We start from the raw sequence: 12,769 nt of genomic DNA, 5'->3' as shown, positions 1-12,769 counted from the left end.
CAGTGCCGGTGGAGCGAATCGAGGGTCTAATCCCCAACTCCGTGCCCATCTCAGCCGTAGTGCGTGTCGCATCGCCATGCGCCGAGCACGCATGTCGCCATTTTTCGGGTAGCAAGTGCTCGCTCGCGACCAGAGTCGTCCGGCAACTGCCCGTTGTCGCCGACAAGCTTCCGCACTGCTCAATCCGGCCGGCTTGTCGTTGGTGGAGTCAGGAGGGGCCGGTTGCTTGTTATCGATGTCCTCAAGTAGTAACCGAGCCACTCGTGGCGTCGGACGAAATGAAGGCTCTCGCGTCACCTAACCCGTCTTGTGGCGTTCAGGCACGTTGATACAAAGTGGAGATGATGAAATGGCAACCGAAGATATCAGCCCTCAGCCGCTGCCAACTGTCCAAAGAGTGGACCTCGGAGAGCTCACCGAGGCAGTGACGAGCTCAGTGCGAAAAGCGTTAGAAGAGCGTCCCCCAACCGAAAACACTCCGCTAGTATTTCGTAATCCGAGGATCATCATCGGGATCATTGTGGAGCCGCCCGCCTCGACTGCCGAGGAATAGGGATCACCAAGCAATTTTCCTGCGTCGATCGGACCGAGAAGAAAAAACCGAGGGTCCCGAAATGCGCCCGCGGAGAAGCTCGCCGCGGTAGCGTCCGGTGAACGGTTATCTGCACGGTCTTAATACAGAAGGAAGGCAAGAAAATGAGGGGATGGATGGGAAAGTGACTCAGCGTTTAATTCCTCACTCAGAGAATTGACCCAAGCGAATTAGCGTGATACCACAGAGGGGCTTCTTTTATCGGAAACAGTGATAGCGACGCCTTGCATCGAGCACTGCCTTCGGCAGCGCTAAAACTGACGGAGAAATGCTATGGCAAACGGCTCTGGTGCAAATAGGCGATATGGACGAGATGTTTTGCGATATAAAGGATACCTGATCAGGCAAACAGGACGGCCAGCCAGACTGCGGGTGCAGCGGTATCTTTGAGGCCGAGTTTCGCGAGGCTGAATTGGCCCTTGCGAATACGATGTACCAGTTCAATACCTGAGAGAGTGATCGCCGCGTTCCGGAAACGTTTGAAGCCGAGCATGACTTTCGTCCGGGACTTGATATTGCGGTGGTCCTGCTCGACCAGATTATTGAGATGTTTCGAGGATCGGACCTTCGTGTCCTCCGGCAGCAAGCCATCGGTCTTCATCTCGCGCACGGCGCGGTGCGAGGCGGCGTAGCCATCAAGCGTGATCGTCTTCGGTGGCTGGCCTTGATGTTTGATCGCCTTCCTGAAAAACGCTTTTGCCGCCTTCACGTCGCGCCTGGCGCTGAGCATGAAATCGACCGTCTGACCCGCCCGATCCACCGCCCGATAAAGATAGACCCACTTGCCGCGCAGCTTAAGGTAAGTCTCGTCGACACGCCACGACTGGCCGGTGGGCTTGCCAAAGCGGTTCCACCGTTTGACGAATTCCGGCGCAAAACGACGCACCCAGCGCAGGATGGTCGTGTGCGCCAGCGACAGACCCCGCTCCGCCATCATTTCGACCAGATCGCGCAGGCTAAGCTTGTAGCGCAGGTACCAACGAACACACAGAATGATCACATCGCGGTCAAAATGACGGCCCGCGAACAGTTCCTCCAGACTCTTCAGCTTGCTCATCGGCGGTTCTCGATTCGTTCAGACCGACACCTTAACCGATTTGCCCCTGTGCTATTTGCACCAGAGCCGTCGGCTCGGCTCAGATCCCAGTCATGCCTCATGCGCCACAAAGCACGCTGGTTTTGCTCTTCCGAGAGGTTGAACCATTCGCGGGGCCATAGCAAGGTCTAAAAAGGCGCACATCCGACGCTTCCGTTCGTGCGCCGGCTGGTGACTGTTCTCAGCTCGGTCGCCTCGACAGCCAATGTACCTTCCAGATACGCCGCGTGTGACTCAGGACGATCTCGACTGGATGTATAAAGGAACTTCGCTGTGTGCAACGACTTCAAAACGACACTCACATCCGCATCTAAAGATCGGGAGTGCCATTCCGGGGGCTCGACCTCCAAACATGGTCAGCAAAAAAACTCCATTACAAGTTCACTTGCTAGCGACTACTGTAAACAGGTTCGACGAGCTCTACGCAAGAATGCCGACGTTCACGGGCCCGTCCGCGCGTTTATACGAATGATCGTGCCTGCACCTCTTCTGCGGAGATGCCATGAAATTCGCTTCCGCTTTCAAGATGACGCGTTTGGGTCCGGCGTGCGGCGCATGCAGGCGCGGACGACTTCCCGCACTGCTGCTCGTCGCGGTGATGAGCGACGTCGCTTTCGCGGACACATCCGAACCCACGATTCCAGACACTTCCACTGTCGAAGACGCCAGCCAGGGGACGCCTTTGCGCAAGCCGCTTGACATCGCGGTGAGTCTGGGCGTGGGTTATGACAACAACGTTAGCCGCGCTCGCGATTCCATCGATAAGCTTTCCGACGAGTCGTTGCAGGGCGAGGTCACGAAGACATTCTTCGTTCCACTCGGAAATTCCTTTCAGGTCATGCTCGACGTATACGGCGGCGCCGAAGGGTTCAGGACGTATACAAAATTGTCGAGCCTTTACGGGGGCCTGTATGGACAGCTTCAATATCGGCCGTCAATTGCTTTCTATGCGCCGGTGATCTCTGTCTTCAGCCTCTTCGAGGGCGACCAGTACGGCTCGGACCTGCGCAGGGGTTATCGCTATTCGGTGGGCGGCACGATCGATCAGCCTGTTACAGACCGGATTCGAGTGGTGGGTACGCTTGCCCATAACCAGCGCTTCGCGAAGAGCGATGTATTTGCAACCATCGACAACGCCGCGCAACTGAGCGTTAACTATCGGACGCTCGCAGGCGGTCGCTTCTACGCCAATGTGGAATACCGGCTTGGCGACACCGTGTCGTCCGGACAGCTGACGCTAGAGAACATCGACGTTGCAAACGTCTTCGTTCGTGACGACGCGTTCAATCGCAACGATTTCTTCAGCTACCGCTTCCGGGCGCATATGTGGTTCACGTCGCTGGGCTATGTCCACCCGATTGGTTCGAACGGATCATTGGATGTCTCGTGGCGCTATGCGCATGTGACGCCGACGGAGACGCCCGACTTCGAAGGGGCAAGCAATGTGCCCTATGTGTCGAGCGCGTTCGTCATCACCTACAAGCACCGCTTCTGAGGACAGGACCGTGACTTTGAGACCCTTTGCCTTGCTCCCGGCCCTCGCGCTGGCGTCGTGGCTCGCCGCCTGCACCGGAGGCAGCAGCAGCAACGATGTGTCGGCCTCTGCACCGCCCATCGCGGCGCCGACGAGTTCCGACCTGTTCCTGATCTTCCCGAACCCGCAGTTGCCGCCCGACGCCACGCAAGTGGCCCAGGCGCAGACGCTGTCCGAAGACTATGCCAAGGCGTATTACGCGGCTATCGATCCGCTCAACGAGCGGGATACGCTCGACAAGTGGAAAGCCGCAAACGGCTTCGGAAGTGGTACGGGAACCGAAGTCACCGCCGTATTCGGCGATGTGCGCGATCTGGGTTACGGGCGCAGGATGACGGCACGGCGCGATCCCGCGCGCAAGACCATTGCGTTTCTCGTCGAGAACTACCTGACGAGTCCGGGCGGCGTCTATGGCTACACGCCGCAAAGCCTCAGCGCCGCAATCGTGCAGGACACGCGCTGGCGCATTCTTTACAACGCCATCGAATTCAGTCCGAGGCCTGGCGCCGGGCCGAACGATGCACCGTTCGCGAAGTTTTTCAACTTCGATCCGATTACGGGGCAGCGCCAACTGACGGTCAATATCGACGGGCGAGGGAGTAAGGCGATGCCGACGGTCTGCTTCAGTTGTCACGGCGGACGCGCCGATGCACTGGACAGAAATGCGAGCGGTCAACTTTTCTTTGGCAGTCCATTGTTTGCAGCGTTGCCAGGGACTTCCAACGCTAACGGTGATGCACAGGCGCACCTGGCGCCGTTCGAGGTCGGTACCTTCGATTTCTCGACGATGACCGGAAACACGCGCGCCGATTACGAAGCCGCGCTGAAGCTGATGAACCGCTTCGTCTTGTGTTCATACCCGTCGCTCACCGGGAGCTCCCCCAACAACTGCCCCGATGAACCGGTCTTCCAGCGCGTAGCGAACGCGAACGAATGGCAGGGCGGCGCGGCGAATTTGATCCGTAACGCATACGGCGGTGATGGACTTCCCAATGCCGTTTATGCGGATACCTACATACCGGATTCATGGGCCAACAACAATCCGGACCTGTATCACAGCGTCATTGCGCAATCCTGCCGCGCGTGTCACATGTTGCGGGACGATGCGAGGTCTGCCGACTCCACTTTGCATCTCGACTTCGACGACTATGCGGCCTTCCAAAACTACGCCGCGCTGACACGGCACTACATGATCGATCTGGGGACCATGCCGCTTGCCAAGATCGTGTACGACAACTTTTGGCAAACGGACGGCCCGGAAAAGCTCGCTGAGTTTCTCGAGCAGACGCCCGTGTCGCCTTCCTTCGGACCGCAGCCTATCCGCGACGCATCGGGCAAGGTGATCCAGCCGGGGCGTCCGATCGCGGATCCCGGACCGCTCACTCGCACGGTGCGCATGGGATGGGTGCAGCTCAGAGCGGTTCAGACGTTCAACGACGCCTACAGCTGGACAGTCGTCTCCGCGCCCGCGGGCATCGCTCCGGCCGCGGTGCAGATCGAAAACGCAAACACGCCTTGGGCCCGTTTCAACGCAACCGCGCCCACGGGAACCTACAAGGTGCAACTCGTGACGAGCCGGGCTGGCGTGCAGAGCGATCCCGCGACCGTCGAGGTGGTCGTGAGCAACGACAACAGTCTTCTGCTGTACGATCAGAACACGATCCGGCTTGCTCAGATCAACACTATTCTTGGCAATATCAATAACAATTGCTTCTCATGCCACTCCTCGTCGCCGTTAATTCCGACGCTGACGCCGCCGGTGGATTTCGAGTCGGCTGCGGGCCAGTACGAAAGGATCACGAGCCGGATCAATTTCTCCGATACCCGATTGAGCAAGCTCCTGCTCAAACCGACCGCTCTCGTGCCGCACGCTGGCGATAGCGAGCCGTTCACCGGATTTGACACGACCGTCAGCCCGGGAGACCCTAAGAGAGTCGACTACGACAACTTCGTGAACTGGATTTCCAACGGCGCACCGCAATGACCGCGTCAGTCGGCGCGATGCGCCGACGCGCCTCATCGATAACGGCTCTGGTCGCGCTCATACAACGTGTCGAATCTCGGGAACGACGGCGGCAGCACGCGTCCCGCAATCGTCTCGATCACGGCCAGTTCCTGATCGGTGTGATTGACGAATGGCGCATTACGGATGCTGTTGCCGGCCGATTTCTTGCCCGCACTGATGAACAGCGGCCGGTCGTGATGGGTGGACACCACGGTCGTCCTGCTTTGCGGATCGTCCTTCGCGACGACATCGGTGGTGCCGAAGCAGGTGCAAAAGTAGGTCTGCTCCGGATCGGTCTCGAGATAGAGTCCGGTGCCGCGAACGCCGATGAGCGCGGTCAGCGTATCGATGCGGACCGGCCGCCCCGGCGCGAAGACGGACAGCACCTTGCCCATCGCAAGATTGAGCGACACGGGCGTGGAAGGCGCGTCGACGTCGGTCGACTTGTCGAGCAGCAACTGCGTGTTGTCGCGCATGAGCATGGCCGTGTCGCCGACGACGAAGATGAATTGGCTGCCCGGCCCTGTGACGATCGTGTCGCCCGGAACGATACGTGATTTCATCGTCGCGGCCTCGCCGTTGATCGTGCATGTTCCGTCGATGCTGAACACCGACTGGCCCGGCGGCAACTTGTGCGGTACCCCGCCGAACAGGCTCATCGCATAGGCCTGGCCCGCCGCCCCCCAAGCCGTGAGCGTACTGCCGATGAGGGCGCTAATCACGAGGCGGCGGCGCGGATCTTCTGCTTGACCAAAGCGTGGCATGGGGGGCTCCGTCGATGCGTCCGGTTGCGGGCTTGTCACGGCAGAAGACTTCACGTTCGCGCCGCGGATACTTCAAGGTATGTCAGTTTGGTTCGACTATCCATGCCTTTCTTCATTCACTCACGGCTTCGCGCGACGCGGTGCGTGCTTCGCTTGCCGGTGCTTGCTCACAGGGAACACCTTCGCACACGCAGTGAAAGGACGGTCGGCCGCCGGCGGAGATTGGCCATTCGGCGGAACGCAAATTTCGATTGACGATCGCGCAGGTCCGTTCGTGCAGCCCTGCGGGGTCGATATCCCAAAGACTCACCGAGCCGTCGAAGCCGGCCGCCGCGAGCTGTTTGCCGTCCGGGCTGACGGCGACAGCCTCCAGACGCGCGCTCGCGCCTCCGATCGTCAGGGGCGAACGAATTTCCCTCATGTCGCGCAGGATCACGTTGCGATCCCATCCGACCGATGCAAGATCGTCGGATGTTGCGCCGAACGCGACGCCCGTTGCCGACTTTTGATGTTCTTCCATGACTATGGGCTTGTCGAAGCTCGCCGTATTCCACGCATAGACGACGCCATCCCAGTCCGACGCCGCAAGCCTCTTTCCGTCATGGCTCAGAGCGAGACCGCTCACGGCATCGTGGCACTTGAACAGTTCGCGCGGTGCAGTGCCAGGTGCGGCACGCAAGTCATGTAGCAGAATCTTGCCGTCCGCCCTTCCGCTGATGAGCGTGTTGCCGTCAGCGCTAAACGCAAGCACGAGTTCCTCCTGGTTGTTGCCCTGTTTGGGATACCTCGCGACGACTTCGCCCGTGCGCCAATTCGTCAGCGTGGTTTCCGTCCCGGCGGCCACGGCCAGCAGCGAACCGTCGGGCGAGAAGATGACGCTCGTGACGCGGCCCGGCTGCTGGAAGACACGTAACGGTGCCGACAGTGGGTCGGCGTCCGCGCGCCATAACTTCACTGTGCGATCCCATCCGCCCGACGCGAACCACCTGCTGTCGGGACTGAAAGCGATACTCGTCACGACGCCCTTGTGCGCAGACAGCGCGACGCGGTGCATGCTTTGCCGGTCCCATATCACGACCTGATCGGAGCCGCTCGCGGCGGCGAGCCATTTGCCGTCCGGGCTATAGGTGAGCGCCATGACCACGCGGTCGTCGACCGGCAACCTGGTGACGACTCCACTTGCGTCGGGATGCCAAAGAATCACCGTCTGGTCCAAGCTGGCAGAGGCGATCTGGGCTCCGTCCGCGCGCCAGGCGACGCCGAAGACCTTGTCGGTGTGGCCACTCAGCGTGACGACGGGGTTGCTCGTTGCGACGTCCCACATCATGACGGTCTTGTCTTCGCTCGATGAAACGAGCTGCTGTCCGTCCGGGCTGAAGGCGAGACTCATGACCGCCTCCGTGTGGCCTTGCAAGGGCTTGCGCGGGCTTGCGCCGCCGCACATGACAGTATGCAAGTCGACGAAAACAGTCTGCGCGGCGCTGCCGCTCATGCAGCCCATGTCGAACATGTCGATGTATCCGCTCTTTTCTCCCATCGCGAGAGTGCGGTCGTCCGGGCTGAAGGCGACGCTATAGAACCCGTAGCTCCGTTTCTCGCTCAACACAGCGAGAGGCCGGTCGGGCCTCGCGACCCGCCAGACGACGATGCCCTGCGTCGTGCTGACGGCGAGCAGCTTGCCGTCGCCACTGAAGGCGAGATTCGTCACCCGCTGCGCGCCTTGATAAGCGGTGGCTTCCGCATGGCCAGCCAAGGGCCACACGAGGACGTTGCCCGCGGTATCGCAGGCGGCGAGCATCGTGCCGTCGCGGTTGAACGCAACGCTCACGACTTTCTCGCTGAAGCCACCGAAATCCCGGATCTTCATACCCGTGTCGGCATCCCATAACGTGACGGTTTTCGCGTCACCGTTCGCGGTGACGAATTCATGCGTTTTCGGCCGGAACGCCGCGCCGTAGAGTTCGGTGGCCGCGGGTGTGACGACGCGCAGCAGCCTGTGCGTGGCTGCGTCCCAGATCGCGGCGGTGTAATCGTAGCTGCTGGAAACGAGCAGCTTTGAGTCGTCGCTGTAGGCGACGCCAAATACGGTCGCTTTATGTCCGCGCAGAAAGGTGATCAGGTCGGGATTTGCCAGGATCCGCTGCATGAGACGCGCGTCGTCTCCCTCGTCGTGCATGCTCCGAGTTGCTTCAAGATGCAGCAGCAGTGCGCGATCGTAGTAGCTCTTTTCGACGCTGTCGGCGAGAGCCATCAGCGTGTCGTGCCGAACGCCTTGGCGGTACCGCTCCGACGTGACCATCAGCACTGCGATCACGGCCACACACAGCGCGGTCGCGCCGAATGCGCGTAGCGCGTTGCGGATGCGTCTGCGCCGCGCTTCGAGCATCGCCTCGCGAGCGCGCCGAATATCGCGGCTCTCCTTGACCACACTGGTGAGCACGTCGTGGGCCAGCTCCAGCCGGCGCATGCCGCGCCGCTCGTCGATACGCAACAGGCGACGTTTGACGAGCAATTCTAGCCCGTCGCGCATATGGTCGCCGCGCGTGAGCGCTTCGAGATAATCGCGGCTGTCACGGTCGCCGCGCGAGGTAATCAGTTCCTCTTCGACGAACTTTTGCAGGTCGTCCGGACACCCCTCCATGCTGCGACGATAGAAGCTCGACAGAATCTCGCGATCCGCGCCTTCCAGCAGTCCGATGTCGATAGACGGTAGCCCCCGCTCGATCCGCTTGCGGTTGAGTTCACTGCAGACCACGCTCAGCAGGGACGGGTCGATCTCCATGGACTCGAAGTTCGATCGTTCAGCCGGAGGAGCCGGTTCGTTCTTCCAGGCGAGCTGAATGATGCGCCGGGCGATATCATCGTCGACCAGCCCGCCGCCCGCGCGTGTGATGACCGAATACGCCTGGTCGCCGCTCATGGCGGTGAGCTGCAGCCGGTTGTACATCAACGACGGCATGAGTTTTCTGCGGCTCTCCAATTCCGCCAGAAAGTCCTTACGGAGGCTCAATATGACTTTCGCGCGAGCGTGCGTGAACTCGAAACGGCCCGCTGCTGCCGGATCGCGTTCCAGCAGCGAGCGGACGGCTTCTGACGGGCGGTTCTCGACCAATTCCGAGAGCGCGATGAAGAAATGGGCAGCGCGAGCGCGCGCCGCTTCGTCGTCGCGCTCTACCGTAAAGATCTCCTCGAACTGGTCGAATACCATTACCGGCGTGACTAGCTGAGTGCGATCGTTCCAGAACTCGACGTCGCGGCGCTGGAAATAAGACCACAGAGTTTCGTCCGGCGCGGACGGCGGACATCGCGTAGCGGCGCGTTCACATGCCGCCAGCAGGGAATCGAACACCTGTCGTACAAGGGGAGCCGCGTCCGGTGCATGGTCGAGGCGGATATAGACTGGCAGCCAGGCCTCGTCGCGCAGGAGAGGAAACAGACCCGCATTGAGCAGCGAGGTCTTGCCGAGTCCCGAGCGCCCGTGCAGAACCGTCAGCGTCTCGCGTCGCACGAGGCGCAGCAGAGTCTGCGCCTCCCGGTCCCGGCCGAAGAAGAACCGGCGCTCGCTTTCGCTGAATGATGCGAGTCCCGGCCAGGGATTCTCCGGCGTCAGCGGGTCACGCGCGAAGTCGTCCATGTCAATGCGCCGGTTGACGCCGATGGAATTCCCGCACGAGCGTCGCGAACCGGCTTATCGATGCCGCGTCGATCTTTCCACCGGGCGCGTCGATCGCCTGAGCGCGTCTGAAACAGGCGGGTAGCGCGTCGGCGCTGGCCACGCGAGTGCCATCGATCACGACAGGCATGATGAACGGTTCGCTCGCGGCGATGCCATCCGCGATTCGGGTTGCGCTGTTCCATTCTCTCCAGAAGTAGCGGCGGCGATTCGATTCGCTGAGCGCTTCGCGCGACACGACAGGCACGAACAAGGAACATCGCTCGACGTTGCGGCGGATTTCTTCGTCGAAGTCGTCGCCCGGCTTCAGCGCTTCGCGGTCGAACCACACATCGAGGTGGTGCATGCTCAGTGCATTGGCGAGCAGCTTCGCCGCGTCGCGGTTCTCGCTCGCATAGCTGATGAAGATCGCGCCACGCGCAACCATCTTCACGACACGCGCGGGGGCAACGGGGCGAGGCGACGGGGTGTCGTCGTGATGCCGAAGGCGCCAGCGGCGCGCCAGCTCTTTCACGAACGTGTAAGAACTCGTCTTGACTACGCGTGTCTTGTGGCTGAAGTTCTCGAGAAAGAGCAGCAGGCCGGCGGCTTCATCGGCCTGTTCGCCGACGAGCGTTTCGCAAAACCGGCGCGATTGCGAGAGCCCCGCGCTGCGCGACGCACGCAGGAAGAAGCGCGTCACCCAGTCGTTGAGGCCGCAGCCGAGAATCAGCAAATAGTGCTCGCGCAGCGCATCGAATAAATGTTCGGGTTGACGCTGCCGGTCCTGCAGCGCATGCAGAAATTCGAGCAGATCTTCTTCGCAGGTCACGAATTCGGGCGCGCAGCATGCCTTGCCCAGCAGGTGAAATACGACCGGCTCCGTCAGATCCTCGAACGGCACTGGCAGGTCGCTGATGTTGTTCGGCGCATAGGCGATTCTTTTGGCGCGTTGCTGAGGCCTTGTGTCATCGATCGCTTGCGCAAGCGCGGAATCGCAGGTCAGCAGTACGAACAGCTTGAATGCCTCGATGGACGCGAGATCACGCAGTGCGTGATCGTCGGCGAGCGCGATGCCCGGTTTGAGGATCGCGTAGATGTCAGCGTAGATTTCCTGCCGGTCGCCGCCGCAGCTCATGTATTTCGACACGACGTCATTGTACGTAAGCCGCTTTGGAAGATCGCATTCAGACAGGTTCAGCCTCTTCAGCAATCTTTTAGAAATCCACTGGTCAATTGGTACGAGCGTGAGGTCGTCGGGAAGTAGCACGAGTTCCGGGCCAATCACCGGGATGACGCGGCCATCCTCGATGGAATCGAGGAGCGTTTCCCATTGGCGCTCAGGATCTTCGTTCATTGCGTGTCCCATCTGCAACTCAGTGGCGCGCCGGCGTGCACCGGGCCTCTGACACGGGGTCGTGCTCGAATCCAATCATGCAGCAAAGCATATTGCTTGTCGAGCGAACGCCCAATAGAACGATCAGGTTCAATCCCCGAGTCAATTGAAAAGCCGTCTTTCGCGCGTTCCTCGGGTGCCACGCCAGGTGACTATCCTCTTAACGTGCCGATCAGGTCTTGTCGAGCAACAACGCGACGTTGCGTTCTGCCAGCGCAGCAATCGCGCGCGACGGATCCAGTCCGAGCGCTCACGGGACAACGGCACCATCCATCACGTACAGATCTTCGTACCCGAATACTTTTCCGTTCGCGTCAACGACACCATCCGCCGCTGTGTCGCCCATATTGCAGCCGCCTAATGGGTGAGGGGTGATCAGCTTGTGCAACTCGCTCCATGTTGGCGGGATGACAGGGCGGCCGTCCGTGGGCCGACAGGCGCTTGTGAGCATCGATCATCGCATCGATCACCACCTGTGATCGAGTGTACGACCAGTCGAGTCGCAACTCACGGCGCCAGGGCGCATACCAGCAGCGACCGAGGCGCATCCGCCCATCGCCCGGATCGAGCGCCTGGCCGAACCACGGCATCATGTTGTTGACGGGATCATCGGAATCGAAATGGCGCGCGAAGCTGCGCCAGAAAGCATGCAGCATCCCGCGCGGCGTGTGCTGAGCCGGCGCCGCACGAGGTCATGCGCGGGCACCCCGCCGTCTTCAACGAACAGCGACTGACCGTTGGCACCTGCAGGACAGGTCCCTTTGGAGCCTGCCTGGAGCCCGCGACGTGAATCAGGTTGCATGCGTGACCGTCGCCGGCGCGAAACGCGACAACCTCTTCGTGGGACATGGGCAACTCCTTCTGGGTGATACGAAGGTGCACTGTGCACAAATGTCAATGAACAACGCTGGCTGAATCGTGGCACTCTTTATTTGAATGCGTCAAGCAGAATGGCCGGGAAACTGGTTGCAATGAGCCCAGATGCGAATGAATGTCCGGTCGAGCTCGACAGTCTCATCATGAAAACGATTGATCCGGATTGTCTTTGAAATCGACACATTTTCAGAAAGAGGAACATGCAATGAAAAAGATCCGGGTCGCTCGCTGAAGGTAGGGGGCTGCGTGGCGTCAAATGGAACGTCCCCCGCCTGACTACTTCGCATGCGTCGTCACGCCTTGTAGCTTCAGCTCCACTACAAAGGAGGCATGCGGGTGCAAGTCAAAGTTGAGTCGCGCAAAAGCCCCTGGCTACATCGCCGGCGCCCCCGACATTTCAATCTGGCTTGCAAATCACAATAAATTAAGCTCATAACTAGATCGTAATTGTCTCGGAAGGCCATCCTGGCCCGGGCACCCGGCCGGGCTTTAGCAGGCTGAACGGACTGCAGGTTCGGTTATCAGCACTGTTTACCAAGAGAGCGCGCCGATTCAATTTCTCTGATCTCCAATCGTCTCTACTGCATCGTAAAGGTGCGTATGCAATTCATGAGCGCGCCAAAAGGAGACTTGAATGAGCACCGTCAAGATATTCCTGAGTCACACGTCGGAGTTCGTCAACATTGCGCGAAGTTTGAAATGGTCAAGCTTGGCTCTGGCGTCTCCCGGTTCGGTCGAGGTGAAGTTGAGTGAAGAAATGATGGGCGGCACCAACTGTTGGGGTTCTTAGTTTCTGCTAGCCGTGGTCACAGATATTGCTAATGACTTTTTTGCTTGAAAGCCGCGTCAGTAAA

9 protein-coding genes are annotated in these 12,769 nt (G+C 60.1%); 3 read left to right on the top strand and 6 right to left on the bottom strand.

What is annotated here, in order from left to right; all coding sequences use genetic code 11:
- Nucleotides 1-932: 932 nt before the first annotated feature.
- Nucleotides 933-1,640, bottom strand: coding sequence for an IS6 family transposase (locus L0U84_RS43195; protein ID WP_442794143.1), 708 nt, complete (start codon nt 1,638-1,640; stop codon nt 933-935).
- Nucleotides 1,641-2,190: 550 nt separating this feature from the next.
- On the opposite strand from L0U84_RS43195, the gene L0U84_RS43190 reads away from it, so the two are divergent.
- Nucleotides 2,191-3,183: a hypothetical protein gene (locus tag L0U84_RS43190; protein WP_233860263.1), complete on the top strand. Its 993-nt coding sequence runs from the start codon at nt 2,191-2,193 to the stop codon at nt 3,181-3,183.
- Nucleotides 3,184-3,193: 10 nt separating this feature from the next.
- On the top strand, nt 3,194-5,206 hold the full coding sequence (locus tag L0U84_RS43185) for a hypothetical protein (RefSeq protein ID WP_233860261.1): 2,013 nt from the start codon (nt 3,194-3,196) through the stop codon (nt 5,204-5,206).
- A 32-nt stretch (nt 5,207-5,238) separates the two neighbouring features.
- Here L0U84_RS43185 and L0U84_RS43180 read toward each other — a convergent pair whose 3' ends face one another.
- The 5 genes from L0U84_RS43180 to L0U84_RS43160 all read right to left on the bottom strand — a co-directional run bounded on the left by L0U84_RS43180 (nt 5,239) and on the right by L0U84_RS43160 (nt 11,695).
- Complete coding sequence (locus L0U84_RS43180; protein ID WP_233860260.1) at nt 5,239-5,991, bottom strand: FecR domain-containing protein; 753 nt, start codon at nt 5,989-5,991, stop codon at nt 5,239-5,241.
- Between the two features lie 112 nt (nt 5,992-6,103).
- Nucleotides 6,104-9,625 (bottom strand): nSTAND1 domain-containing NTPase, encoded by a 3,522-nt coding sequence (locus tag L0U84_RS43175; RefSeq protein ID WP_233860259.1) that lies wholly within the window; start codon nt 9,623-9,625, stop codon nt 6,104-6,106.
- A 1-nt stretch (nt 9,626) separates the two neighbouring features.
- Entirely contained in the window at nt 9,627-11,000 is a 1,374-nt protein-coding gene (locus L0U84_RS43170) for a toll/interleukin-1 receptor domain-containing protein (RefSeq protein ID WP_233860258.1), read from the bottom strand.
- 289 nt (nt 11,001-11,289) lie between these two features.
- Nucleotides 11,290-11,385, bottom strand: a complete 96-nt coding sequence (locus L0U84_RS43165) for a GMC oxidoreductase (protein WP_233860391.1) — start codon at nt 11,383-11,385, stop codon at nt 11,290-11,292.
- Nucleotides 11,354-11,695 (bottom strand): hypothetical protein, encoded by a 342-nt coding sequence (locus tag L0U84_RS43160; protein WP_233860409.1) that lies wholly within the window; start codon nt 11,693-11,695, stop codon nt 11,354-11,356. Before L0U84_RS43160 ends, L0U84_RS43165 begins: the two co-directional genes overlap by 32 nt.
- Before the next feature lie 854 nt (nt 11,696-12,549).
- Between L0U84_RS43160 and L0U84_RS43155 the strand changes: the two genes are divergently transcribed.
- Nucleotides 12,550-12,705 carry a hypothetical protein gene (locus tag L0U84_RS43155; RefSeq protein ID WP_233860257.1) on the top strand — a complete coding sequence of 52 codons (156 nt, stop codon included), beginning with the start codon at nt 12,550-12,552 and terminating at the stop codon, nt 12,703-12,705.
- Nucleotides 12,706-12,769 lie beyond the last annotated feature (64 nt).

The organism is Paraburkholderia sp. HD33-4, from assembly GCF_021390635.1.
GTDB lineage: Bacteria > Pseudomonadota > Gammaproteobacteria > Burkholderiales > Burkholderiaceae > Paraburkholderia.
This window is presented reverse-complemented; position numbering and strand designations above follow the sequence as displayed.